The sequence below is a fragment of the Mycetocola lacteus genome, assembly GCF_003667575.1.
Lineage (GTDB): Bacteria > Actinomycetota > Actinomycetes > Actinomycetales > Microbacteriaceae > Mycetocola > Mycetocola lacteus.
Window position 1 is genome coordinate 258,627 of record NZ_RCUY01000002.1, and the last position, 21,351, is coordinate 279,977.

At 63.6% G+C, this 21,351-nt stretch carries 29 protein-coding genes; 2 read left to right on the forward strand and 27 right to left on the reverse strand.

What is annotated here, in order from left to right; all coding sequences use genetic code 11:
• Nucleotides 1-117: 117 nt before the first annotated feature.
• From glmM to D9V34_RS03285, 4 genes are all read right to left on the reverse strand, one after another.
• Entirely contained in the window at nucleotides 118-1,482 is a 1,365-nt protein-coding gene (gene glmM / locus D9V34_RS03270) for a phosphoglucosamine mutase (RefSeq protein WP_121687497.1), read from the reverse strand.
• Nucleotides 1,483-1,498: 16 nt separating this feature from the next.
• Nucleotides 1,499-1,981, reverse strand: coding sequence for a 30S ribosomal protein S9 (rpsI, locus tag D9V34_RS03275; RefSeq protein WP_121687498.1), 483 nt, complete (start codon nucleotides 1,979-1,981; stop codon nucleotides 1,499-1,501).
• Between the two features lie 29 nt (nucleotides 1,982-2,010).
• Complete coding sequence (gene rplM / locus D9V34_RS03280; protein ID WP_030148022.1) at nucleotides 2,011-2,457, reverse strand: 50S ribosomal protein L13; 447 nt, start codon at nucleotides 2,455-2,457, stop codon at nucleotides 2,011-2,013.
• 185 nt (nucleotides 2,458-2,642) lie between these two features.
• The gene (locus D9V34_RS03285; protein ID WP_245991860.1) at nucleotides 2,643-3,578 is read right to left on the reverse strand and encodes a tRNA pseudouridine synthase A; all 936 of its coding nucleotides are present in this window, start codon (nucleotides 3,576-3,578) and stop codon (nucleotides 2,643-2,645) included.
• Between the two features lie 73 nt (nucleotides 3,579-3,651).
• On the opposite strand from D9V34_RS03285, the gene D9V34_RS03290 reads away from it, so the two are divergent.
• Nucleotides 3,652-5,547 (forward strand): acyltransferase family protein, encoded by a 1,896-nt coding sequence (locus D9V34_RS03290; RefSeq protein ID WP_183091826.1) that lies wholly within the window; start codon nucleotides 3,652-3,654, stop codon nucleotides 5,545-5,547.
• A gap of 57 nt (nucleotides 5,548-5,604) precedes the next feature.
• Here D9V34_RS03290 and D9V34_RS03295 read toward each other — a convergent pair whose 3' ends face one another.
• Complete coding sequence (locus tag D9V34_RS03295; RefSeq protein WP_121687500.1) at nucleotides 5,605-6,630, reverse strand: GNAT family N-acetyltransferase; 1,026 nt, start codon at nucleotides 6,628-6,630, stop codon at nucleotides 5,605-5,607.
• Between the two features lie 164 nt (nucleotides 6,631-6,794).
• On the opposite strand from D9V34_RS03295, the gene D9V34_RS03300 reads away from it, so the two are divergent.
• A complete protein-coding gene (locus tag D9V34_RS03300) occupies nucleotides 6,795-7,532 on the forward strand; it encodes a GTP pyrophosphokinase (protein WP_121687501.1) in 738 nt (245 codons plus the stop codon).
• A gap of 69 nt (nucleotides 7,533-7,601) precedes the next feature.
• Here the strand turns inward: D9V34_RS03300 and rplQ are convergent, their stop codons facing one another.
• The 22 genes from rplQ to rpsQ all read right to left on the reverse strand — a co-directional run bounded on the left by rplQ (nucleotide 7,602) and on the right by rpsQ (nucleotide 21,349).
• Nucleotides 7,602-8,117: a 50S ribosomal protein L17 gene (rplQ, locus tag D9V34_RS03305; protein WP_121687502.1), complete on the reverse strand. Its 516-nt coding sequence runs from the start codon at nucleotides 8,115-8,117 to the stop codon at nucleotides 7,602-7,604.
• 50 nt (nucleotides 8,118-8,167) lie between these two features.
• Complete coding sequence (locus D9V34_RS03310; protein WP_030148016.1) at nucleotides 8,168-9,160, reverse strand: DNA-directed RNA polymerase subunit alpha; 993 nt, start codon at nucleotides 9,158-9,160, stop codon at nucleotides 8,168-8,170.
• A 123-nt stretch (nucleotides 9,161-9,283) separates the two neighbouring features.
• A complete protein-coding gene (gene rpsK, locus D9V34_RS03315) occupies nucleotides 9,284-9,682 on the reverse strand; it encodes a 30S ribosomal protein S11 (protein ID WP_030148015.1) in 399 nt (132 codons plus the stop codon).
• A 42-nt stretch (nucleotides 9,683-9,724) separates the two neighbouring features.
• Complete coding sequence (gene rpsM / locus D9V34_RS03320) at nucleotides 9,725-10,099, reverse strand: 30S ribosomal protein S13 (protein WP_030148014.1); 375 nt, start codon at nucleotides 10,097-10,099, stop codon at nucleotides 9,725-9,727.
• 171 nt (nucleotides 10,100-10,270) lie between these two features.
• Nucleotides 10,271-10,384, reverse strand: coding sequence for a 50S ribosomal protein L36 (rpmJ, locus tag D9V34_RS03325; protein WP_030148013.1), 114 nt, complete (start codon nucleotides 10,382-10,384; stop codon nucleotides 10,271-10,273).
• 206 nt (nucleotides 10,385-10,590) lie between these two features.
• Nucleotides 10,591-11,583 carry an AraC family transcriptional regulator gene (locus D9V34_RS03330; protein ID WP_121687503.1) on the reverse strand — a complete coding sequence of 331 codons (993 nt, stop codon included), beginning with the start codon at nucleotides 11,581-11,583 and terminating at the stop codon, nucleotides 10,591-10,593.
• Nucleotides 11,580-12,392, reverse strand: coding sequence for an AraC-like ligand-binding domain-containing protein (locus D9V34_RS03335; protein WP_121687504.1), 813 nt, complete (start codon nucleotides 12,390-12,392; stop codon nucleotides 11,580-11,582). The genes D9V34_RS03330 and D9V34_RS03335 overlap by 4 nt, the downstream gene beginning before the upstream one ends.
• 102 nt (nucleotides 12,393-12,494) lie before the next feature.
• Nucleotides 12,495-12,716, reverse strand: a complete 222-nt coding sequence (gene infA, locus D9V34_RS03340; protein WP_030148010.1) for a translation initiation factor IF-1 — start codon at nucleotides 12,714-12,716, stop codon at nucleotides 12,495-12,497.
• A gap of 172 nt (nucleotides 12,717-12,888) precedes the next feature.
• Nucleotides 12,889-13,767 (reverse strand): aminotransferase class IV, encoded by an 879-nt coding sequence (locus tag D9V34_RS03345; RefSeq protein WP_121687505.1) that lies wholly within the window; start codon nucleotides 13,765-13,767, stop codon nucleotides 12,889-12,891.
• A gap of 76 nt (nucleotides 13,768-13,843) precedes the next feature.
• A complete protein-coding gene (gene map, locus D9V34_RS03350) occupies nucleotides 13,844-14,644 on the reverse strand; it encodes a type I methionyl aminopeptidase (protein WP_121687829.1) in 801 nt (266 codons plus the stop codon).
• A 45-nt stretch (nucleotides 14,645-14,689) separates the two neighbouring features.
• Nucleotides 14,690-15,274, reverse strand: coding sequence for an adenylate kinase (locus D9V34_RS03355; protein ID WP_121687506.1), 585 nt, complete (start codon nucleotides 15,272-15,274; stop codon nucleotides 14,690-14,692).
• Nucleotides 15,271-16,593, reverse strand: a complete 1,323-nt coding sequence (gene secY / locus D9V34_RS03360) for a preprotein translocase subunit SecY (protein WP_030148006.1) — start codon at nucleotides 16,591-16,593, stop codon at nucleotides 15,271-15,273. The genes D9V34_RS03355 and secY overlap by 4 nt, the downstream gene beginning before the upstream one ends.
• A gap of 161 nt (nucleotides 16,594-16,754) precedes the next feature.
• Nucleotides 16,755-17,339, reverse strand: coding sequence for a 50S ribosomal protein L15 (rplO, locus tag D9V34_RS03365; protein ID WP_081863945.1), 585 nt, complete (start codon nucleotides 17,337-17,339; stop codon nucleotides 16,755-16,757).
• The gene (rpmD, locus tag D9V34_RS03370) at nucleotides 17,339-17,521 is read right to left on the reverse strand and encodes a 50S ribosomal protein L30 (protein WP_030148004.1); all 183 of its coding nucleotides are present in this window, start codon (nucleotides 17,519-17,521) and stop codon (nucleotides 17,339-17,341) included. The genes rplO and rpmD overlap by 1 nt, the downstream gene beginning before the upstream one ends.
• The gene (gene rpsE / locus D9V34_RS03375; RefSeq protein ID WP_030148003.1) at nucleotides 17,521-18,246 is read right to left on the reverse strand and encodes a 30S ribosomal protein S5; all 726 of its coding nucleotides are present in this window, start codon (nucleotides 18,244-18,246) and stop codon (nucleotides 17,521-17,523) included. The genes rpmD and rpsE overlap by 1 nt, the downstream gene beginning before the upstream one ends.
• Nucleotides 18,243-18,602: a 50S ribosomal protein L18 gene (rplR, locus tag D9V34_RS03380; protein ID WP_030148002.1), complete on the reverse strand. Its 360-nt coding sequence runs from the start codon at nucleotides 18,600-18,602 to the stop codon at nucleotides 18,243-18,245. The genes rpsE and rplR overlap by 4 nt, the downstream gene beginning before the upstream one ends.
• 2 nt (nucleotides 18,603-18,604) lie before the next feature.
• A complete protein-coding gene (gene rplF / locus D9V34_RS03385) occupies nucleotides 18,605-19,141 on the reverse strand; it encodes a 50S ribosomal protein L6 (protein WP_121687507.1) in 537 nt (178 codons plus the stop codon).
• A 6-nt stretch (nucleotides 19,142-19,147) separates the two neighbouring features.
• A complete protein-coding gene (gene rpsH / locus D9V34_RS03390; protein WP_030148000.1) occupies nucleotides 19,148-19,546 on the reverse strand; it encodes a 30S ribosomal protein S8 in 399 nt (132 codons plus the stop codon).
• A 159-nt stretch (nucleotides 19,547-19,705) separates the two neighbouring features.
• Nucleotides 19,706-20,287 (reverse strand): 50S ribosomal protein L5, encoded by a 582-nt coding sequence (gene rplE, locus D9V34_RS03395; protein ID WP_121687508.1) that lies wholly within the window; start codon nucleotides 20,285-20,287, stop codon nucleotides 19,706-19,708.
• The gene (gene rplX / locus D9V34_RS03400) at nucleotides 20,287-20,646 is read right to left on the reverse strand and encodes a 50S ribosomal protein L24 (RefSeq protein WP_030147998.1); all 360 of its coding nucleotides are present in this window, start codon (nucleotides 20,644-20,646) and stop codon (nucleotides 20,287-20,289) included. Before rplX ends, rplE begins: the two co-directional genes overlap by 1 nt.
• A gap of 2 nt (nucleotides 20,647-20,648) precedes the next feature.
• Complete coding sequence (rplN, locus tag D9V34_RS03405) at nucleotides 20,649-21,017, reverse strand: 50S ribosomal protein L14 (RefSeq protein ID WP_030147997.1); 369 nt, start codon at nucleotides 21,015-21,017, stop codon at nucleotides 20,649-20,651.
• A 32-nt stretch (nucleotides 21,018-21,049) separates the two neighbouring features.
• Entirely contained in the window at nucleotides 21,050-21,349 is a 300-nt protein-coding gene (rpsQ, locus tag D9V34_RS03410; protein WP_030147996.1) for a 30S ribosomal protein S17, read from the reverse strand.
• Between the last annotated feature and the right edge of the window lie 2 nt (nucleotides 21,350-21,351).

The following is a 21,351-nucleotide window of genomic DNA, read 5'->3' on the forward strand; positions in this document are numbered from 1 at the left end:
AGGCGATATTTCAATTACAGGCGTCCTGAAATGTCCCCCTTTGTGTGGACATAGCCCCCTCACAGAAACACAAAACCCCCGTTTCCATGCGGAAACGGGGGTCTGTGATTGAGGCGACTAGGCGATAGCCAAACGCTCCCGAACAATATCGGCGAGACGGTGTGCCAGCGTGTCGGCGGTGTGCTGATCGGCAGCCTCCACCATCACGCGCACGAGAGGCTCGGTACCGCTGGGACGCAGCAGTACCCGGCCGGTGTCACCCAGCTCGGCCTCGGCCGCGGCAATGGCCTCGTCGAGGACGGCGTCGTGGCCCAGGCGGTCGCGGTCAACGCCGGAGACGTTGACCAGGATCTGCGGATACACGGTCATCACGGCGGCCAGCTCGGCGATGCTCTTGCCGGTACGGGCCATCTCGGCCAGCAGCTGCAGGCCGGTCAGGATGCCATCACCGGTGGTCGCGTGCTCACTCATGATGACGTGGCCGGACTGCTCACCACCGAGGGCGTAACCACCCTCATTCATCGCCTCGAGCACGTAGCGGTCGCCCACCTTGGTCTCCAGGACGGTGATGCCGTGCTCGGCCATCGCGATCTTCAGGCCCAGGTTGCTCATCACCGTGGCCACCAGGGTGTCCTTGGTCAGCAGCCCGCGCTCCTTGAGCGAAACGGCGAGGATCGCCATGATCTGGTCACCGTCGATGATGTTGCCGGCGGCGTCCACCGCGAGGCACCGGTCGGCGTCACCGTCGTGGGCGATGCCCACGTCGGCACCGTGTTCCAGCACCGCGCGCTGCAGCACGTCGAGGTGGGTTGAGCCCACACCGTCGTTGATGTTCACGCCGTCGGGGTCGTTACCGATGATGGTCACGGTCGCTCCGGCATCGCGGAAGGTCTCCGGAGACACACCGGCGGCCGCACCGTGGGCGCAGTCCAGGACCACGTGGATCCCGTCCAGGCGGTTCGGCAGCGACTGCAGCAGGTGCACCACATATCGGTCCTCGGCGTCGGCAAAACGACTAATCCGACCCACGTTTCCGCCGGTGGGCAGCAGGTGCTCCGAGGCGAGTGCCGCCTCGATTCGCTCCTCAACCTCGTCGGGCAGCTTGGTGCCACCGCGGGCGAAGATCTTAATCCCGTTATCCGGGGCGGGGTTGTGGGAGGCGGAGATCATCACGCCGAAGTCGGCGTCGATGTTTCCGATCAGGAAGGCGGCGGCGGGGGTGGGAATCACACCCGCATCCAGCACGTCCACGCCACTGGAGGCGAGTCCGGCGGCCACCGCGGCACCGAGGAATTCCCCGGACACACGCGGATCACGCGCAAGGACTGCCACCGGACGCTTTCCGGCGGCTTGACGGACCTCAGCACTACGGCCCCGCCCAAGCACCGATGCGGTAGCTTGAGCGAGGCCGAGGGCCAGGTCTGCCGTCAACAGGCCGTTCGCGAGGCCGCGAACGCCGTCTGTTCCAAACAGGCCAGCCATAAGGGGATTCGGGCGCTTAGCGCTTCGAGAACTGCGAAGCCTTACGTGCCTTCTTGAGTCCAGCCTTCTTGCGCTCCTTGATGCGAGCATCGCGGGTCAGGAAGCCGGCCTTCTTCAGGGTGGCGCGGTTGTTCTCTTCGTCAACCTGGTTGAGCGAACGAGCGATGCCGAGACGCAGTGCGCCGGCCTGACCCGAGGGGCCACCACCCGAGATACGGGCGATCACGTCGTACGAGCCAGCCAGCTCGAGAACGGTGAAGGGGTCGTTGATCAGCTGCTGGTGCAGCTTGTTGGGGAAGTAGTCAGCCAGTTCGCGACCGTTGACGGTGATAACACCGGTACCCGGGACGATGCGCACGCGGGCGATGGCCTGCTTGCGACGACCCACGGCTGCGCCGGGAACGGAGACAACGCGCGCCGGCTTAACAGCCTCGGCGGCGGGGGTTTCGGTCGAGTAGCTCTCCGGAGCCTGCTCGGTGGTTTCTGCGATGTTCGCCACGTTTATGTCCTTTAAGTCTGACTCGGCGCTTACTGCGCGACCTGGGTGAGGGTGTACGGCTTGGGCTGCTGTGCGGCGTGGGGGTGCTCTGCACCCTCGTAGACCTTCAGCTTGCGCAGCTGGGCACGGCCCAGGCTGGTCTTGGGGAGCATGCCACGGATGGCCTTCTCCACGGCGCGAACCGGGTTCTTCTCGAGCAGCTCGGCGTAGCCGACCGACTTGAGTCCACCCGGGAAGCCCGAGTGGCGGTAGGCGCGCTTCTGAGCGGCCTTCTGGCCGGTCAGGGCTACCTTGTCGGCGTTGATGATGATGACAAAGTCACCCATGTCCAGGTGGGGGGTGAAGGTTGCCTTGTTCTTGCCGCGCAGGATGCTTGCTGCGTGGCTGGCCAGGCGGCCCAGAACGATGTCGTTGGCGTCAATGATGACCCAGTCACGCTGGATTTCACTGGCCTTCGGGGAGTAAGTGCGCGTCACGATAGTGCTGCTTTCTCGTCGTAAGTTGGATGTTCGTGAATCCCACTCCGTGCGGTGTTCCCGAACGGGAACACACAAGGTGGAGGGCTCAACTTCGGGCGCGCGTCCCATGACGGGAACACACACCAATAGACAAGCTTACGCGAGAGTACCGGCCCGGTCAAACCGAGACCACGCGGCGGGCGCTAGTATCCGGGCTCTCCGGGCATCGGCGTGGTCGATTCACGACGCTGCCGGGTGAGCTCGGCTCGGGCCGCAAGCAGTGAATCCTCGGGATACTCCACGTTGGTGAGACTCAGCCCGTGCGCGGGGGCGGTGGCAAAGCCGTTGCTGTGCCCGCGCTTGGTGGCCTGCAATAGCCCGGCAATCGCATCCGCGGGCAGCGACTCCACACTCATCGCAATACACACGCCCACCAGCGAGCGCACCATCGAGTGACAGAACGCATCCGCGGAGAGCTCGGCGATCAGGACGCCGTCGGTATCCCGACGCCAGCGAAAATCGGTGAGGTTGCGGATCGTGGTGGCCCCGACCCGGGGACGACAGAACCCGGCAAAGTCGTGCAGGCCCACCAGGCTCGCGGCCGTGCGGTCCAGCACCTCGAGGCTCAGCGGTCGCGGATACCAGAGGGTGGTGCGCCGGGACAGCGGATCCTTCCAGGCCTGAGCATCGGCAATCCGATAGCGATAGCTGCGCGAGAGGGCAGAGAAGCGGGCGTTGAATCCGGCGTCGACCACCCGAGCCGAGTGCAGCCAGACATCCGAGTGCAGTCCCAGGACGCCGTTAATCCGGCGCAGCAGCGCGTGGGCCACATCGGGTTCGGGGTTGCCGTCGGAGGTGCGCGCCCGGCGCATCCGCTCGACTCGTTCCGGGGTCAGATCCAGGTGTGCCACCTGGGCCTCGGCGTGCACACCCGCGTCGGTGCGACCGGCCACCGTCAGCCGAATCGGGTCACCCTGATACCCGAAGGTCTGGTGCGCGGCCGATTCGAGGACCTCCTGCACCGTGCGCAGACCGGGCTGCTTGGCCCAGCCGGCAAAGTCGGTGCCGTCATAGCCGAGGTCCAGACGAATGCGGGTGAATTCGGCGGGTATCGCGGAGGATGTGTCTTCTGATGTCACCCTGCGAGTTTACCGGCCAAATGCGCGACCGATTCGGCCCTGTCGGAGGGACCTGTCTACGCTGGAGGGAGATATGAGCAGCGCATCCACCGTTACCAGTACCCCAGCCACCTCGACGGCTGGGCGTTTTCACCTGCCCGGACTCGACGGGCTGCGGGCCATCGCCGTGATCCTGGTGATCGTGTATCACGCGGCCCCGGCCCTGGCACCCGGCGGGTTTATCGGGGTGGACATGTTCTTTGTGATCAGTGGTTTCCTGATCACCACGCTGCTGCTGCGCGAGCATGCCGGCACCGGACGGATTCGGCTGGGTCGCTTCTGGCTGCGGCGCGCACGCAGGCTCCTGCCCGCGCTGGTCCTCGTGGTGGGAACCGCCACCGCCCTCGCTCCCCTGATCCACGGGGATCTGCTGGTGGGCTTACGCACCCAGGTCCTTGGTGCGGCCACCTTCGCCTATAACTGGGTCGCCCTGGCCACCGGAAACGGCTACTTCGACACCACAACCCCCGAGCTGCTGCGGAATCTCTGGTCACTCTCGGTCGAGGAACAGTTCTACCTGATCTGGCCAATCCTGCTCCTCGCCCTGCTGCTGATCCGTCGCCCCTGGCTGCGCGTGGGTCTGCTGGCCGCGGGCACTCTCGCCGGGATGGGGTGGATGTGGATCCTGACGGCAGCGGGTGCAAATATCACCCGGATCTACTACGGCACCGACAGCCACAGCTTTGGCCTCCTCATCGGTGCCACCCTCGCGGCGGCCCTGGTTGCCCAGGCTCGTCAGCCCGTGCGTGTGCTCGAACGCCTCGAGCGCCCGAGCTGGCAGCGCGACCTGGTGGGCATCATCGCACTGTCCTGCATCGCGGTCGCCGTCTGGGGCCTGCGGGAGAGCGGTCACGCCACCTTCCGCTGGGGTCTGCCGGTGGTGTCGATCCTGGCCGTGGTGCTCGTGTGGTCAGCAATCAGCGGCGGTATCTGGTCCCGGGTGCTGGATATGGCACCGCTGCGCTATATCGGTGCGCGCTCCTACGGCCTTTACCTCTGGCACTGGCCGCTGCTGGTGCTGCTGATCGCCGCGTTCCCCGACCAGGCACCCACCGGTGCACCCTCGCCGTTGCTCGCCCTGGTGGCCATCGCGCTCACGATGGTCCTCGCCGTCCTCTCCTACCGCTTTGTGGAGAACCCGATTCGCAAGCTGGGATTCCTCCCCTACCTGCGCGCGTTGCACGCGCGTATCTGGCGATTCCCCCAGCCGCGCATCGTACTGGCTTCGCTGGTCACGGTTGCCGCGCTGGCGGCCGGCGTCGGGGTGTCCGGGCTGGTGTTTGCCCCGACGCAGGGGAGCGCCCAGCAGCTGATCGAGGAGGGGGCACAGAGCCTGAAAACCGGCTATCCGGGACCGATTGCCCCCAAACCCACGCTTGACCCCGAGGGCCTCGCGGACGGGTCGGAGATCAGCGCCATCGGGGACTCCGTCATGCTGGCCGCGGCCCCCGCACTCCAGGAGGCATTCCCCGGAATTGCCGTGGATGCGGCGGTCTCCCGCAACATGAATGCGGGACTGGACCTCATCCAGGAACAGGCCGCGGCCGGTCTCCTGCGCCCGGTTGTGGTGGTGGGGCTGGGCACCAATGCCACCATCAGTAGCGCGCAGCTTGATCGCCTCGCGGGGATCGTGGGTCCCAGCCGCCACCTGGTCCTGGTAAACGCCTACGCCCCCAGGCCCTGGATCGCCGGTGTCAACCAGAGCCTCGGCGACTATGTGGCGGGGCATCCCCGGGTGGGGCTGTCCGACTGGGCGAGCGCGATCGATCCGCAGGCCGGGGAGCTGCTTGCCTCCGACCGCATCCATCCGGGCAGCCGCGGCGGGGCACTCTATGCGGCGACCCTGCACACCACCCTCGAGAATCTGGCAAAATCCGACGGGCCACCCGAGGCACCGTCCTACCGACGCCACGAGCCCGCCCACGCCTAGCCCCGCAGACGTCTGGTCTGCCGTTACTGGGACTGCCGTTATCTGGCCCAGGCTTGTCTAGTACTCCCGAATAAAGACCGTGGTCTCCCCGACGCTGGCAAACCCCAGCCCCGCATACAGGGTGTTGGCACCGGTGGGGCTGGCCGAGTCGACCTCAAGAATCACCGAGGGCAGGTCCCCCTCGACCCCGGCGTTCAGCAGGTGGGTGAGCAGCGCGGGAGCCAGCCGGCGGCCGCGCCAGTCGCGAATCACCCCCACCAGCTCGATCAATGCGTCCTCGGCCGGTTCGGTCACCGTGCTCAAAGCAAACCCCACGACCCGCTCCTGTTTGCCCCCGTCATCATGGGCCAGGGCCACAAACGACAGATCTCCGCGGAAGTGGCCACCGCGCACCAGCCGGTTCCAGCGTTCCTTGGTGTTGGGCTGGGATCCCCAGTTGTCGCGGAAGGCATCGTTACGGGCGATCCGAGTGCGGTCGTAGAACTCCTCGGTGCAGTTGACGATCCGCACCCCCTCGGGCGGCGCGAGCGGTGTCACCGGCCGGTCCAGCGGGTGTCGCATCTCCTGGTAGTAGCGTTCGGGCACGAGCCCGTGCGTCCGAGCCAGCGCCTGCAGCGCCGGGTTCTGTGCATCCGCATAGAGCATGCTCCAGCCGGGGAGGCCCAGGTCATATTCGGCCAGCTGTTCGGCCGAACGCGCGAGCTGCCAGGCCAACACCTCGCCGCCGATCCCGCGCCCCCGCCAGAGCGGATGCACCGCCCCAAACAGATATGACTGCACCCGTGTCGCATGTCCGCCGGCAACCACACACAGCGCATGGGCCACGTACTCGCCGTTCTCGGCCAGGCCCACCAGGGTGTCCCGGGTGGGGTCCACATTCGAGGTTTCAAACGTTTCGGTGATCGCCGATCGGGGGCTGAGCCGCTCGGGACTATCAATCTCGTCGGCGGCCCGCTGGAGCCTCCAGATCGCGTCGATATCCTCGGGTCCTGCCGCGCGCCAGGTCACCACATCCGGGTGATTCGGCACCGGTACTGCGGGGCGCTCCGCCAGGCGGTCACGCAAACTCGGCTGTGAGCTCATGCCTTCAGGCTACGCTCGCCCCGGACGATTTACCAGGCCCCGAATGCGGTGTATCCGATCGTGCATCCGGGGATGGCACCTTCTTTATGTGCGCCTTATGGATCGCACGTGCAGGATCGGCCGATAGCCTCATATCAGCAGCTTTCCAGCGAAAGGTCAGAAGAATGCCCCTCCCCAGCGCCGCCGAACGCAAGATTCTTGGTCAGGAGATGACCCGGATGATGATGGCCTACCGCTTCGGTCTGGATGAGATCTCCACCAAGATCAAGATCCTGCGGGACGAGTTCACCTACGTCCACGAATACAACCCGATCGAGCACGTGAGCTCTCGGGTGAAGTCCCCGGCGAGCATCATCGAAAAGGCCAAGCGGCGGGGTATCGAGCACACGGTCGAGGCGCTGCGGCGGGAGGTACGCGACATCGCGGGCATCCGCATCACCTGTAGCTTCGTCCCCGACATTTACACCGTCGCGGACCTGATCACCAACCAGCAGGACGTAACCGTGATCGAGGTACGGGACTACATCAAAAACCCGAAGCCCAACGGCTACCAGAGCCTGCACGTGCTGGTGGAGGTTCCGGTGTTCCTGTCCGACCGGGTCGAATCGGTGCCGGTGGAGATTCAGATTCGCACGGTCGCGATGGACTTCTGGGCGAGCCTGGAGCACAAGATCTACTACAAGTTTGAAAAAGACGTCCCCGGTGACGTCCTGGCCGAGCTCAAGGAGGCCGCCGAAACCGCCGCCGCCCTGGACCGCAAGATGCTGCGGCTGCGCGAGCAGGTGCGCTACATCGATGCGGCCACGCCTTCGTTGCCCGAGCACACCTCGGCGCTGACCGAGGCCACGAACCTGAGCAAGCTCTTCTCGGGTCTGCTGGAGGAAACCTCCCGCGGCGAATAGCCCCTCCGTTAAAACGACGATGCCGCATCCCCGAAGGGATGCGGCATCGTCGTTTTAAGAAGCCGAAGACTACTTGGTCTCCTCGGCGGCGGCTTCCTCAGCCACAACCTCGGTGGTCTCCTCGGCGACCACGGGGGTCTCCTCGGCGACGACCTCGACGGTCTCCTCGGCTACCGGAGCGGCAGCCTTCTCGGCGGCCGGCTTGGCAGCCTTCTTCTTCGGGGTGACGGGCTCGAGAACGAGCTCGATCACTGCCATGGGGGCGTTGTCACCCTTGCGGTTCCCGATCTTGGTGATGCGAGTGTAACCACCGTTACGCTCCGCAACCTGCGGGGCGATCTCGGCGAACAGCTCGTGCACGATGCCCTTGTCGGTGATGACACCGAGCATACGACGGCGCGAAGCCAGGTCGCCACGCTTCGCGAAGGTCACGTAACGCTCTGCAACGGGCTGCAGACGCTTGGCCTTGGTGAAGGTGGTGGTGATGCGCTTGTGCTCGAAGAGCGCAGCGGCGAGGTTGTTGAGCAGCAGGCGCTCGTGAGCGGGACCGCCACCGAGGCGGGCGCCCTTGGAAGGCTTAGGCATGTTGAAACTCCAGTTAGAAAAAGGGTGACGTCGGCGAACCGACGGGAAGGTTAGTTAGCTACGTCGTCCTCGAAGCCCGAGTAGAAGTGGGCGCCATCGAACCCGGGAACCGAGTCCTTCAGGGACAGACCCATCTCAACGAGCTTGTCGCGTACCTCGTCAACCGACTTCTGACCGAAGTTGCGGATGTTCATCAGCTGGGTCTCGGACAGAGCAACCAGCTCCGAGACGGTGTTGATGCCTTCGCGCTTCAGGCAGTTGTAGGAACGGACCGACAGGTCCAGGTCCTCGATCGGAATCGACAGTTCGCTCGACAGGACAGCGTCAACCGGCGCGGGGCCGATCTCGATGCCCTCGGCTGCGGTGTTCAGCTCACGAGCCAGACCGAACAGCTCTACCAGGGTGGTGCCAGCCGAAGCGATGGCATCCCGGGGGGAGATGGCGGACTTGGTCTCCACGTCGACCACCAGGCGGTCGAAGTCGGTACGCTCACCGGCACGAGTTGCCTCGACGCGGTAGGTAACCTTCAGGACCGGCGAGTAGATCGAGTCGATCGGAATCTGACCGGCCTCGGAGAACTCGTTGCGGTTCTGACCGGCGGACACGTATCCACGGCCACGCTCGATGGTCAGCTCAAGTTCAAACTTGGCCTTCTCGTTCAGGGTCGCGATGACGAGCTCGGGGTTGTGAACCTCGACACCGGCCGGAGCCGAGATGTCGGCGGCGGTAACCTGACCGGCACCGGTCTTACGCAGGTAAGCGGTGATCGGCTCATCGTGCTCGCTCGAGACAACCAGACCCTTGATGTTCAGGATGATCTCAGTGACATCTTCCTTTACACCGGGGATGGTGCTGAACTCGTGCAGAACGCCGTCGAGGCGGACGCTGGTAACGGCGGCTCCGGGGATCGACGACAGCAGGGTGCGACGCAGGGAGTTACCCAGCGTGTAACCAAAACCGGGCTCGAGCGGCTCGATAACGAACCGGCTGCGGAACTCGGAAATGTTCTCTTCGGTGAGCGTCGGGCGCTGTGCAATAAGCACTATTGGTTCCTTTCGGCTAAGTGTCCGCTATATGACACTTGCGTGTGCGAGGTTTTGACGTACAGTGCTGAATCCGCGGCCGAGCGGTTCCGGAGAACCGCTCGGCCACAGCCCAGGGAAGGACTAAACGCGGCGACGCTTCGGCTGGCGGCAACCGTTGTGAGCCTGAGGGGTCACATCGTTGATCGAGCCAACCTCGAGGCCTGCGGCCTGAAGCGAACGGATGGCGGTTTCGCGACCCGAACCCGGGCCCTTCACGAACACGTCAACCTTCTTCATGCCGTGCTCCTGAGCCTGGCGCGCGGCCGACTCTGCTGCCAGCTGAGCGGCGAACGGGGTCGACTTACGCGAACCCTTGAAGCCAACTCCACCGGACGAAGCCCAGCTGATAACCGCACCGGTGGTGTCGGTGATCGAGACGATCGTGTTGTTGAAGGTCGACTTGATGTGGGCCTGGCCCACGGCGACGTTCTTCTTTTCCTTCTTGCGCGGCTTGCGTGCAGCCGACTTAGTTGATGCCATTGTGAATGATCTCCTTAGGTCCTATGAGGGCGCTGGCAGGGCCTAGCGAGCCTTCTTCTTGCCGGCAACGGTGCGCTTCGGACCCTTACGGGTACGTGCGTTGGTCTTGGTGCGCTGACCACGGACCGGCAGGCCGCGGCGGTGGCGCAGACCCTCGTAGGAACCGATCTCAACCTTGCGGCGGATGTCGGCGGCGACCTCACGGCGGAGGTCACCCTCTACCTTGAAGTTCTGTTCGATGTAGTCACGGAGAGCGACGAGCTGCTCGTCGGTCAGGTCCTTGACTCGGATGTTCAGGTCGATCTCGGTCGCTGCAAGAGTCTGCAGCGAACGGGTGTGACCGACACCATAGATGTACGTCAGTGCGATTTCCACGCGCTTATCGCGGGGAATGTCAACGCCGGCGAGACGTGCCATGTTGGCTTCTCCTAGGAGTAGTGCGGAGGTGTGGGGCAATTCCGGGGTCCCGGGCCTCCGACCCGGGGTGTCCCTTCCACGAGGGAAGTTCTTGGAAACGCCTATATATTCTGTTACTGCTGTGGCCACGCATAACCGAGGCCGGATGATCGGTAAACCGATCGAGCTTAATTAGCCCTGACGCTGCTTGTGACGCGGGTTCTCGCAGATGACCATAACGCGGCCGTTACGACGAATCACCTTGCACTTTTCGCAGATGGGCTTAACACTGGGGTTGACCTTCACGGCAACTCTCTTTCGCTGTCCTCGTACCCGGAAAATCCCGGGCCGTTACTTACAGCACCAATGAAAGTATCGGCGCTGGTCTGGCGGAAATAGGCACGCCGAAACGCACACAAAATACCAAGGGTCAACACTACGGCATTTTCGGGCGTTTCGCCACCCGGGCGTTTCGCGGTGTGGTAACGCTCAAGCGTTACGGAACAAAGTCCCTAGTCCGAGGCGGATTCCGCGTCCTCGTCGCGACCACCGTGCACGGCGCGCAGCTGGGTGGGGGTCTGATCCATGACCTGGTTCATGACCCGGCGCAGCTGATTGGCCCCGGCAAATCCCGAGCGGATCGCCACATCGTCGATCGACACGTCATCGAACCGGCGATCCATCAGCATCGAGACCGCATGCTCCAGCCGGCGCTTGCGAATCACGTTGGACACGTTCTCGCCGTAGTCGGAGTAGAGCCGCTGCAACGAACGCGGAGACATCCCATAGTGGGCGGCAATCGAGGAGACCGAAAGGTCGGGGCGGGTGAAGTGCGCCCCGATGTAGCCACGAACCACCGCGCGCTCCTCGGCCCGGCGGGTGACCACCGAGTCCTGGCTGGGCAGCGTGGCCACAAAGACCTCGTTGAGCATCTTGGTGATGGTGCGGCTCACCCGCAGCTCATCCACCGGTGCCAGCGGGAAGGCGGCCGGGCGCAGCAGCGCCTCGAAGAAGGATGCGGTGGCACCGTTGAAGAGCTCATCGCGGCGAATGTAGCGCATCTGCTTTTCCTGGGCCAGGCCCGCGGGAAAGAGGAGTTCTCGGTCCACGGTGATCGTGACATAGCGGGTGCGCTCGGGCAGGTGAATCTGGGTCGGCACGGTGTCAAAGCCGATGACCGCATCCCCGGGGGTCAGCACCACGTGCCGGCCACGCTGGTCAATTTCCAGCCGGCCCTCACGAACAAAGGTGAAACGCACCTTATCGGGGGCATCGTAGTGGTCGGTCGCCAGCGACACGTTGAGCGAGGTGGTGAGGATGCTCTGGATCCGGAAGTATCCGATTCGCGCAACCCGTGTCCGCAGGTCAAAGTGCTCGGCATCCGAGGTGGTAACCCCGTCCGAGGCCGCCAGCATCGCGACACCCTCGGGGCCAAAATAGGCGCGGTCCGAAATCGAATTATCGGCGGTGTGCGGGTTGAGTAGTCGTTTTCTTGCCTCGCTCATGAGATCTCCCGTCCGGCGATGTCTCGGAGTTCATCGCGCAGGCTGCGTGGCGCCGACTGAAACAGGCGCTGCAGCGAGCGGGTGGACATCCCGTAGTGTTCGGCGATATTCGCGACCGAGAACGAGGCGGTACCCCGCTGCGTAAAGGCGTATTCGAGGATGGCCTGACGCTGTTCTTCCAGCCGCTCCTCGGGGGTGCGCGCGGCCTCCACATAGCCGAGGTGCAGCTCAACCAGGAAGGAGTCGAAGACGCGGCAGAGCCGGGTGACCTGCTCGAGACCCAGGGGGTAGAGGCGCGCCTCAAAGAGCCCGAGGAAGAACCCGGCCATACCCGAGGGGAGCAGCGCCGGGGCCACCACCTTGCGCACCGCATGGGGAAACGAGATTCCCCCGGAGTCCAGGACATCGCGGTCCACCGCGACCGAGATGCCGCTTGCGGACTCGACGATCTCCGCCAGGTAGGGCTGCCACCCGATCACGATCGCGCTCTCCCCCGCGCCCAGCTCGACGGTACGGCCCGCCTGGGTCAACCGGAGCTTGCCGCTCAGGACATAGACAAAAAGCATCTTTTCGTGGGTGTCCGGCGTGGCCGGACGATGCAGGAGAACCGGGGTCACCGCAAACCGGCGAAACAGATATCCGCCGATGCGTACCGAGTCCTGCGAGAACACAAAGTCCTCGGGGCGTTGCCCCTCCACCAGCTGCATACCGGACGAGTGCGGAACGCTCTCAAATCCCAAGTAGCGATGGTGCTGCAGCTGATTAGAGCCGCGTGTACCTAAATTCCAGATCTCCGTGCTGTCGGACATCTTTTCTCCCCCCTAACCGGATCGTGACCCGGCTAGCCCCCAGACTAGCGTTATGAAAACGGGTGACACCAGCCCCCGCTGGTGTCACCCGATAAATCCGTACTACTTGTAGCGGTAGACGATCCGCCCACGCGTCAGGTCGTAGGGCGTCAGCTCTACGATCACGCGGTCTTCGGGCAGGATGCGAATGTAGTGCTGACGCATTTTGCCACTGATCGTGGCCAGGACCTTGTGTCCGTTGGTCAGTTCCACTCGAAACATCGCGTTGGGGAGGGCCTCTACAACCTGGCCCTCGATCTCGATGACGCCGTCTTTCTTGGCCATAGCCTCACTGTCACTCAGTATCGAAGTCCGATCGGCTCGTTCTGAGCCAGCGGGGCACTCATGCGCCCAAATCGGGGCACGCCGAAAGCGCACCAAGAAACAAGAATATGTCATTACGCGACGATGCGCCACCGCGCGTTATCATGCCGCCCCATAATCGGGGCGGAATTGCCTAGTGCGTACGCGCCAACAGGGCGTGCACCAGAGACTCATTCAACTCGGGCTGCTGGGTCACGGGCTGACCATCCAGGGTCCGAATCGGGGCCGCCATGCGCACACTCGACAGCAGCCAGGCACCGTCGACCGAGCCCAGCGACACCGCCGGAATCTGACGATACACGCAGGTGTAGCCCTGGGTGCGCAGCCACTCGAAAGCGGCATCCACGGTGGTGCCGGCAAGAATGGCCTCATCCCGCGGGGGCGAAACAAACTCCCCATCGGTGTACACCAGCAGCGAGGAGGTCGGCCCCTCGAGCGCCAGGCCCTCGGTTGAAATGAACAGTACGTCATCCGCGCCACGGGATGCGGCCTCACGCAGGGCCGCCATGTTGATCGCGTAGGACAGGGTCTTGGCGCCGGCCAGCAGCCACGGGGTTCGCTCGCTCGCGTGCACTGACAGACCGCGCTCCAGGCTCACCACGGCAAGCCCAGAGTGACGCTCGGGCAGGTCTGCGGGGGTCTCATCGGCGGCCAGCCAGGCGCTCGGCCCCTCCCCCGGTACACCGCGGGTCAGGCTCAGCCGGAGCGACCCGGTGCCGGTCTCGGGCAGAGTGTCGGCGGCGATGGCCAGGGCCGCCCGCCACTGGTCCAGGTGGGGTGCGGGCAGGTCAAGCAGACGGGCCGAGCGTGCCAGCCGGTTGAGGTGCGCGGTCTCTGCCTGGATCGAACGATTCACCACACCAAAGGTTTCAAAGATGCCATCCCCACGCACGATCCCCGCGTCCCGCAAGGAAACCACGGCCTCGGCCGCGGGACGAACGGTCTGGGCGAACCCGCCCTCGGGTTCGGGTGCATCGGCGGCCAGGGGCGAAAGAAAGAACACTGCGCTCATGCATTCACCATAAACCCGCCGCCTGCGCCGCGCACACAAAAACCCGGCCTCTTTCGAGGCCGGGTTGAGGCAAACGCTAACGAATCGGCGTCGGGGTGATCCCGAAGGGAGCGAGGCCCGCGGCCCCACCGTCCTCGGCGGTCAACACCCAGATACCGTCCCGGTGCACGGCCACGCTGTGCTCCCAGTGGGCGGCAGGCTCGCCATCGGCGGTGGTCACCGTCCACTCATCGTCCTGGATGATGGTGTCGATCTTTCCCCGCACCACCATGGGCTCGATCGCGACCACGAGCCCGGGGCGAACCTCAGGGCCCTTCTCGCGCACCCGATAGTTGAAGACGGGCGGATCCTCATGCATGTCGCGGCCGATGCCGTGCCCCACAAAGTCTTCGAGGATCCCGTAGTCGTGTCCGCCGCCCTGTGCGACGATGTGGTCCTCGATCGCGGCCCCCACCTCGTTCAGGTGCCTGGCCGAGGCCAAACGGGCGATACCGGCCCACAGGGAGCCCTCGGTGACGTCATTCAGGCGGCGACGCAGGGCCACCAGCTCGGGATCGGCGAAATTGTCCAGAACGGTGGTGAAGGCCGAATCGCCGTTCCAGCCGTCGAGGATCGCACCGGAGTCGATCGAGAGAATGTCTCCGGGCTCAAGCGGGCGATCATTCGGGATGCCGTGCACCACGTCGGCGTTCACCGATGCGCACACGGTATGCCGATAGCCCGGCACCAGCTTGAAGTTCGACGCACCGCCGGCCGCGATGATTGCGGCTTCGGCGATAGCGTCGAGCTCCAGCGTGGTGATGCCGGGCCGGATGGCCTCGCGCACGGCCGCAAGCGATGCGGCCGTGGCGAGACCCGGGGCGACCATCCGGCGCATCTGCTCCGGGGTCTTATAGATTTTTTTCTTGCGGAAGATCACGAACTACGCCGCGAGCAGGTCGCGCTCGCGCAGAACGTCGGTGATCCGTGCCAGCACATCGGCAATCGAACCGACGCCGTCGACCTCGGCGACGATACCGCGCTCGCGGTACACGTCGAGGATCGGGGTGGTCTGCTCCTCGTAGATCTTCAGGCGGTGGCTGATGACCTCTTCGGTGTCGTCGCTGCGGCCCTGCTCGATGGCGCGAGCCACCAGGCGGGTGATGCTCTCCTCACGGGGAACAACCAGCTCCACAACCAGGTCCAGGGCCTCACCGCGGGCGCTGAGGAACGCGTCCAGGTCGGCAACCTGAACCAGGTTGCGCGGGTAGCCGTCCAGCAGGAACCCAGCGGCGGCGTCCTCCTGGGACAGACGGTCGCGCACGACCTCGCCGGTCAGGGCGTCGTCCACCAGGTTGCCGGCTTCGATAACTGCCTTGATCTTGAGACCCAGTTCGGTCTCGCCACCAATGTTTGCCCGGAACATGTCGCCGGTGGAGATGGCGGGGATGTTCAGGAGACCGGCGATTTCGACACCCTGGGTGCCCTTGCCCGATCCCTGCGGACCAACAATGAGGAGACGGCTCAACGGAGTAACCCTTCGTAGTGACGCTGCTGCAGCTGCGAGTCGATCTGCTTGACCGTCTCCAGACCCACACCAACGATGATCAGAATCGAGGCGCCACCGAACGGGAAGTTCGCGTTGGCACCAACCAGGCCGAGCGCGATCAGCGGGATCAGCGCGATCAGACCCAGGTAAACCGAACCGGGCAGCGTCACGCGGGTGAGCACGTAGTCCAGGTATTCGGCGGTGGGGCGGCCGGCACGGATGCCGGGGATGAAGCCCCCGTAGCGCTTCATGTTGTCGGCTACCTCTTCGGGGTTGAACGTAATGGCAACGTAGAAGTAGGTGAACCCAACGATGAGCATGAAGTAGAGAAGCATGTAGAGCGGGTGATCGCCCTTGGTGAGGTAATCGTTGATCCAGGTGACCCAGGCGGCGGGATCCTGACCGGCGGCGGGCTGGTTGAACTGCGCCAGCAGGGCGGGCAGGTACAGCAGCGACGAGGCGAAGATCACGGGGACCACACCGGCCATGTTGACCTTGATCGGGATATAGGTGTTGTTACCACCGTAGGTACGGCGACCCACCATGCGCTTGGCGTACTGCACCGGAATCCGGCGCTGGGACTGCTCCACGAACACAACCAGGGCCATGATGACGATACCCACGGCGATCACCATGAAGAAGATCTCCGGACCCTTGGCGGACCAGATCGAACCCATGGCGGCGGGGAAGGTGGCCGAGATCGAGGTGAAGATCAGCAGCGACATACCGTTACCGATACCGCGCTCGGTGATCAGCTCACCCATCCACATGATCAAACCGGTACCGGCGGTCATGGTGATGACCATCAGCAGTACCGCGTACCAGGTGTCGGTGGTCAGCAGGTTCTCACAGGCGGGCACACCGGTGTTACCAAACAGTGCACCGGTACGAGCCACGGTGATCAGGGTGGTGGACTGCAGCACACCCAGGAAGATCGTCAGGTAACGGGTGTACTGGGTCAGCTTGGCCTGACCGGTCTGGCCCTCCTTGTAGAGGGTTTCGAAGTGCGGAATAACCACGCGCAGCAGCTGGGTGATGATCGACGCGGTGATGTAGGGCATGATACCCAGCGCGAAGATCGAGAGCTGCAGCAGAGCACCACCCGAGAACAGGTTGATCAGCTCATACGCACCCGAGGTGGTCTGGTCCGATACCAGACAGGCCTGGACGTTTTTGAAGTCGACAAACGGCGCCGGAATGAACGAACCCAGTCGGTAGATCGCGATGATCCCGAGCGTGAATCCGATCTTGCGGCGAAGATCGGGAGTGCGGAAAATCCGCGCGACGGCACTAAACAAAAAACAGCCTCCTGGTTGCGTGCCTCACGGCGCGAACTCTGCTTACCTGCTGATGGACCCTACGAAAAAGGGCCCGATAATCGAATCTACTCGATTATCGGACCCAATTCGCAATTTCGGACCGAAATCCGCTCAATTTAAGCGGAATTCATCTGCCGAACTTAGTTAACCGAACCGCCTGCGGCGACGACCTTCTCCTGGGCCGAGCCCGAGATCTTGTCGACGGTGATGTTCAGCTTCACGGCGATCTCGCCGTTGCCCAGAACCTTCACCAGCTCGTTCTTGCGGACTGCGCCCTTTTCCACGAGGTCAGCAACGGTTACGTCGCCACCCTTGGGGTAGAGCTCAGCCAGGGTCGACAGGTTAACAACCTGGTACTCGACCCGGAACGGGTTCTTGAAACCACGCAGCTTCGGTGCGCGCATGTGCAGCGGGAGCTGCCCACCGGCGAAGCCGGGGCGTACCTGGTAGCGTGCCTTGGTTCCCTTGGTACCACGGCCCGCGGTCTTACCCTTGGAGCCCTCACCACGACCCACGCGGGTCTTGGCCTTCTTGGCACCCTCGGCGGGACGCAGGTGGTGAACCTTGAGGACCTGGGGACGCGCAGCGGTCTCCTCGGTCTTCTTCTCAGCTGCCTTGGCGGCCGGCTTCTTGGCGGCGGTTGCCTTAGCAGCCGGTGCCTTCTTCGCGGCGGGTGCCTTAGCGGCAGTCTTCTTCTCGTCGGCTACAGCCTTTTCCTCAGCCATTAGTCGACCTCCTCAACCTTCACGAGGTGAGCAACAGTGTTTACGTAGCCGCGGTTCTGCTTGTTGTCCTCGCGGATAACAACGGCACCGATGCGACGCAGACCCAGCGAACGCAGGGTGTCGCGCTGGTACTGCTTCTCACTAATTTTGGACTTGATCTGAGTGATCTTCAGCTTGGCCATTAGGCACCTACCTTAGCGGCGGCAGCGGCGGCTGCGGCGCGAGCCTCAACCTGCAGCAGCTTCGCCGGAGCGATCTCGTCATACGACTTGCCACGACGAGCTGCAACAGCGCGGGGCTCTTCCAGCTGCTTCAGAGCGGCAACGGTCGCGTGAACGATGTTGATGGTGTTGCTGGAACCCAGCGACTTCGAGAGAACGTCGTGGATACCGGCGCACTCGAGTACGGCGCGAACCGGACCACCGGCGATAACACCGGTACCGGCAGCGGCCGGACGCAGCAGGACAACGCCGGCTGCGGCCTCACCCTGGACGGGGTGGGGGATGGACGAACCAACGCGCGGGACGCGGAAGAAGTTCTTCTTCGCCTCCTCGACACCCTTGGAAATAGCGAGGGGAACTTCCTTCGCCTTTCCGTAGCCAACGCCTACCAGGCCGTTGCCGTCACCGACAACTACGAGAGCGGTGAAGCTAAAGCGACGACCACCCTTCACAACCTTGGACACGCGGTTGATGGTAACAACGCGCTCCAGGAACTGGCTCTTCTCGGCGTCACGGCTGTTGCGGTCGCGGCCCTGGCCACGCTCGCGTCCACCCTGACCGCCACGGCGGTTGTTGTCGCGGCCGTTGCCACGACCCGACTGGTCGGTGCCGGCAGCGGTCTCAACCGGCTTCTCGGCGACGGCTTCTTCAGTAGCCACGGTCTGCTCCTTGCTTGCCTCGGTCACAGGTTCAACCCACCCTCACGAGCTCCATCGGCGATCGCTGCGACACGACCGGCGTAGCGGTTACCGCCACGGTCAAATACAACTTCTTCGATGCCGGCGGCCTTGGCACGCTCAGCAACCAGCTCACCAATCTTGCGAGCCTTAGCGGACTTGTCGCCCTCGAAGGTACGCAGGTCGGCTTCCATGGTGGAGGCCGAGGCCACGGTGTGGCCCTTGCTGTCGTCGATGACCTGAACGAACACGTGACGTGCCGAACGGGTAACGACCAGGCGCGGACGCAGCTCGGTGCCGACGACCTTCTTGCGCAGACGAGTGTGGCGACGCTTACGAGCGGCCGACTTTGACTTTACAGCCATGGTTACTTACCAGCCTTTCCGGCCTTGCGGCGTACGATCTCGCCGGCGTAACGCACACCCTTACCCTTGTAGGGCTCAGGCTTGCGGATCTTGCGAATGTTGGCGGCAACCTCACCGACGGCCTGCTTGTCGATGCCGGCCACGGTGACCTTGTTGTTGCCCTCAACGGAGAAGGTGATGCCGGCCGGGGGCTCGACAACAACCGGGTGCGAGAAGCCGAGAGCGAACTCCAGGTTCGCGCCCTTCAGTGCAACACGGTAACCGGTACCAACGACCTCAAGGCCCTTGGTGTAACCATCGGTCACACCGATGATCTGGTTGTTGATCAGGGTACGGGTCAGACCGTGCAGCGAACGCGAGTCGCGCTCGTCGTTCGGACGGGTAACCAGAACCTGGTTCTCCTCGAGTGCAACCTCAATCGGGCTGGCAACTACGAGGCTCAGCTCACCCTTGGGTCCCTTAACCGCGACGTTCTGGCCGTCGACGGCTACGGTGACACCCGCGGGGATCTGGATGGGAAGTCTTCCAATACGCGACATGTCGGATTACCACACGTAGGCGAGAACTTCTCCGCCCACGCCCTTCTTCTCGGCCTCACGGTCGGTCAGCAGACCGGAGGAGGTGGACAGGATGGCAACACCGAGGCCGCCAAGAACCTGAGGAATTTCGGTGGACTTTGCGTATACGCGCAGGCCCGGCTTCGAAACTCGCTTGATGCCGACGATCGAACGCTCACGGTTGGGGCCGTACTTGAGGTCGAGGGACAGAGTCTCACCCACGCGGGCAGCCTCCACCTTCCAACCAGCAATGTAACCCTCGCGCTCGAGGATGGATGCGATGTTCTTCTTGAGCTTGCTGCTCGGCATCGACACGGAGTCGTGGTGTGCCGAGTTGGCATTGCGCAGTCTGGTCAGCAGGTCTGCGACCGGATCTGTCATTGTCATGTTTAATTTTCCTTTAAACACCAGGTTTCGACTGCCGTTACACGACAGGCGACCTGTGGTGGGAGGGTGCCGCGGCTGCGAGCACCCTAAGTACCGCCCGAAAACGGGCGCGGTGCATACTCTACAGCATGAACCGCGCCCGCGTTCAATCGAACGGAATTAGTTCCCGGACTTGAACGGGAAGCCGAGCGCCTTGAGCAGCGCGCGACCCTCGTCATCGGTCTTGGCGGTGGTCACGACGGTGATGTCGAAACCGCGCACGCGATCGATCTTGTCCTGGTCGATTTCGTGGAACACACTCTGCTCGGTCAGACCGAAGGTGTAGTTACCGTTTCCATCGAACTGCTTGTCGCTCAGGCCGCGGAAGTCCCGGATACGGGGCAGGGCCAGGTTGACGAGGCGGTCCAGGAACTCCCAGGCACGGTCTCCACGCATGGTGACGTGGGCGCCGATGGCCTGACCCTCACGCAGCTTGAACTGTGCGATGGACTTACGGGCCAGGGTGACCTGGGGCTTCTGTCCGGTGATCTTGATGAGGTCTGCGATAGCACCCTCGATCACCTTCGAGTCACGAGCGGCTTCACCGACACCGGTGTTCACGACAACCTTAACGATTCCCGGAATCTGGTGAACGTTGGCGAAGCCAAACTCTTCCTTCAGTGCCGGAGCGATCTCGCTACGGTACTTCTGCTTCAGGCGCGGCTGGATCTTGCCAGCCGACGCGGCAGCGGTGTCAGTCATTAGAGATCCTTACCAGACTTCTTGGCGTAGCGAACGCGGACAGTCTTCTTGACGCCGTCCTTCACTACCTCTTCGTTACGGTGTCCGACGCGGGTCGGCTTCTTCGACTCGGGGTCAACCAGGGCCACATTGGAGATGTGGATGGCTGCCTCGACGGTCTCGATGCCACCGGTCTTGGTGCCGCGCTGGGTCTGGCCCTGACGCACGTGCTTGGTGACGTAGTTTACGCCCTCAACCACGACGCGGTTGGTCTCGTTGTTAACCGAGAGAACCTTGCCCTGCTTGCCGCGGTCGCCGCCGCGGGCCTGGGTAGCACCGGTGATGACCTGAACCAGGTCACCCTTCTTGATGTTCGCCATAGTTACAGCACCTCCGGAGCCAGCGAGATGATCTTCATGAACTTCTTGTCGCGAAGCTCGCGACCAACCGGTCCGAAGATACGGGTTCCACGGGGCTCGCCGTCAGCCTTGAGGATAACGGCAGCGTTCTCGTCGAACTTGATGTAGGAACCGTCGGGACGACGGGTTTCCTTCTTGGTGCGAACGATGACGGCCTTGACGACGTCACCCTTCTTGACGTTTCCACCGGGGATTGCGTCCTTGACGGTTGCAACGATGGTGTCGCCGAGACCGGCGTAACGACGGCCGGAGCCACCGAGAACGCGGATCGTGAGCAGCTCCTTGGCGCCGGTGTTATCGGCAACCTTGAGTCGTGATTCCTGCTGAAGCACTATTTACTCCTTTACAAAGTAGGCCCGAAGGACTACTTGGCCTTCTCGAGGATCTCGACCAGGCGCCAGTGCTTGGTAGCACTCAGCGGCCGAGTCTCGGCGATCAGAACGTGGTCACCGATACCGGCGGTGTTCTGCTCGTCGTGAGCCTTGATCTTCGAGGTACGGCGGATGATCTTGCCGTAGAGAGCGTGCTTGACGCGGTCCTCAACCTCGATGACGATGGTCTTGTCCATCTTGTTGCTGACAACGTAGCCACGACGGGTCTTACGGTAACCGCGAGCGGTCTCCGTGACGTCGGCTGCGGCCGCGTTTTCCTTAGCGGTAGCCATGC

What these genes read in the sequence shown, in the direction of transcription:
- glmM (WP_121687497.1), bottom strand. Translation starts at nt 1,482, where the DNA reads ATGGCTGGCCTGTTTGGAACAGACGGCGTTCGCGGCCTCGCGAACGGC.
- D9V34_RS03290 (WP_183091826.1), top strand. Translation starts at nt 3,652, where the DNA reads ATGAGCAGCGCATCCACCGTTACCAGTACCCCAGCCACCTCGACGGCT.
- D9V34_RS03295 (WP_121687500.1), bottom strand. Translation starts at nt 6,630, where the DNA reads ATGAGCTCACAGCCGAGTTTGCGTGACCGCCTGGCGGAGCGCCCCGCA.
- D9V34_RS03300 (WP_121687501.1), top strand. Translation starts at nt 6,795, where the DNA reads ATGCCCCTCCCCAGCGCCGCCGAACGCAAGATTCTTGGTCAGGAGATG.
- rplQ (WP_121687502.1), bottom strand. Translation starts at nt 8,117, where the DNA reads ATGCCTAAGCCTTCCAAGGGCGCCCGCCTCGGTGGCGGTCCCGCTCAC.
- rpsK (WP_030148015.1), bottom strand. Translation starts at nt 9,682, where the DNA reads ATGGCATCAACTAAGTCGGCTGCACGCAAGCCGCGCAAGAAGGAAAAG.
- rpsM (WP_030148014.1), bottom strand. Translation starts at nt 10,099, where the DNA reads ATGGCACGTCTCGCCGGCGTTGACATTCCCCGCGATAAGCGCGTGGAA.
- D9V34_RS03330 (WP_121687503.1), bottom strand. Translation starts at nt 11,583, where the DNA reads ATGAGCGAGGCAAGAAAACGACTACTCAACCCGCACACCGCCGATAAT.
- D9V34_RS03335 (WP_121687504.1), bottom strand. Translation starts at nt 12,392, where the DNA reads ATGTCCGACAGCACGGAGATCTGGAATTTAGGTACACGCGGCTCTAAT.
- infA (WP_030148010.1), bottom strand. Translation starts at nt 12,716, where the DNA reads ATGGCCAAGAAAGACGGCGTCATCGAGATCGAGGGCCAGGTTGTAGAG.
- D9V34_RS03345 (WP_121687505.1), bottom strand. Translation starts at nt 13,767, where the DNA reads ATGAGCGCAGTGTTCTTTCTTTCGCCCCTGGCCGCCGATGCACCCGAA.
- map (WP_121687829.1), bottom strand. Translation starts at nt 14,644, where the DNA reads ATGCGCCGGATGGTCGCCCCGGGTCTCGCCACGGCCGCATCGCTTGCG.
- rplO (WP_081863945.1), bottom strand. Translation starts at nt 17,339, where the DNA reads ATGGCTGAGGAAAAGGCTGTAGCCGACGAGAAGAAGACTGCCGCTAAG.
- rpmD (WP_030148004.1), bottom strand. Translation starts at nt 17,521, where the DNA reads ATGGCCAAGCTGAAGATCACTCAGATCAAGTCCAAAATTAGTGAGAAG.
- rplR (WP_030148002.1), bottom strand. Translation starts at nt 18,602, where the DNA reads ATGGCTGTAAAGTCAAAGTCGGCCGCTCGTAAGCGTCGCCACACTCGT.
- rplF (WP_121687507.1), bottom strand. Translation starts at nt 19,141, where the DNA reads ATGTCGCGTATTGGAAGACTTCCCATCCAGATCCCCGCGGGTGTCACC.
- rpsH (WP_030148000.1), bottom strand. Translation starts at nt 19,546, where the DNA reads ATGACAATGACAGATCCGGTCGCAGACCTGCTGACCAGACTGCGCAAT.
- rplE (WP_121687508.1), bottom strand. Translation starts at nt 20,287, where the DNA reads ATGACTGACACCGCTGCCGCGTCGGCTGGCAAGATCCAGCCGCGCCTG.
- rplX (WP_030147998.1), bottom strand. Translation starts at nt 20,646, where the DNA reads ATGGCGAACATCAAGAAGGGTGACCTGGTTCAGGTCATCACCGGTGCT.
- rpsQ (WP_030147996.1), bottom strand. Translation starts at nt 21,349, where the DNA reads ATGGCTACCGCTAAGGAAAACGCGGCCGCAGCCGACGTCACGGAGACC.